This is a genomic window from Streptomyces sp. NPDC012474, assembly GCF_042955185.1.
Classification (GTDB): domain Bacteria; phylum Actinomycetota; class Actinomycetes; order Streptomycetales; family Streptomycetaceae; genus Streptomyces; species Streptomyces cahuitamycinicus.
Map to the genome: position 1 here is coordinate 1 of NZ_JBIBEP010000057.1, position 1,053 is coordinate 1,053.

The 1,053-nt window shown below is 57.4% G+C and carries 1 rRNA gene; it reads left to right on the forward strand.

The features are described 5' to 3' along the window. Positions 1-1,053: ribosomal RNA gene (locus tag ACFY9S_RS40655) — 23S ribosomal RNA — on the forward strand; the annotation flags it as partial.

Below are 1,053 nucleotides of genomic sequence, written 5' to 3' on the forward strand. Positions count from 1 at the left end.
TCTCGTGACTGCGTGCCTTTTGAAGAATGAGCCTGCGAGTTTGCGGTGTGTTGCGAGGTTAACCCGTGTGGGGAAGCCGTAGCGAAAGCGAGTCCGAATAGGGCGATATAGTAGCGCGCTCAAGACCCGAAGCGGAGTGATCTAGCCATGGGCAGGTTGAAGCGGAGGTAAGACTTCGTGGAGGACCGAACCCACCAGGGTTGAAAACCTGGGGGATGACCTGTGGTTAGGGGTGAAAGGCCAATCAAACTCCGTGATAGCTGGTTCTCCCCGAAATGCATTTAGGTGCAGCGTCGTGTGTTTCTTGCCGGAGGTAGAGCACTGGATAGGCGATGGGCCCTACCGGGTTACTGACCTTAGCCAAACTCCGAATGCCGGTAAGTGAGAGCGCGGCAGTGAGACTGTGGGGGATAAGCTCCATGGTCGAGAGGGAAACAGCCCAGAGCATCGACTAAGGCCCCTAAGCGTACGCTAAGTGGGAAAGGATGTGGAGTCGCAGAGACAACCAGGAGGTTGGCTTAGAAGCAGCCACCCTTGAAAGAGTGCGTAATAGCTCACTGGTCTAGTGATTCCGCGCCGACAATGTAGCGGGGCTCAAGCGTACCGCCGAAGTCGTGTCATTCACACAATAGGGCCAACGCCTGTGTGGATGGGTAGGGGAGCGTCGTGTGCCGGGTGAAGCAGCCGCGGAAGCGAGTTGTGGACGGTTCACGAGTGAGAATGCAGGCATGAGTAGCGATACACACGTGAGAAACGTGTGCGCCGATTGACTAAGGGTTCCTGGGTCAAGCTGATCTGCCCAGGGTAAGTCGGGACCTAAGGCGAGGCCGACAGGCGTAGTCGATGGATAACCGGTTGATATTCCGGTACCCGCTGTGAAGCGTCAAACATCGAGCATCGTGATGCTAAGGCCGTGAAGCCGTTCCGGACCCTTCGGGGAAAGGAAAGTGGTGGAGCCGCCGAACCAAGCGGTTAGTAGGTGAGTGATGGGGTGACGCAGGAAGGTAGTCCATCCCGGGCGGTGGTTGTCCCGGGGTAAGGGTGTAGGCCGTG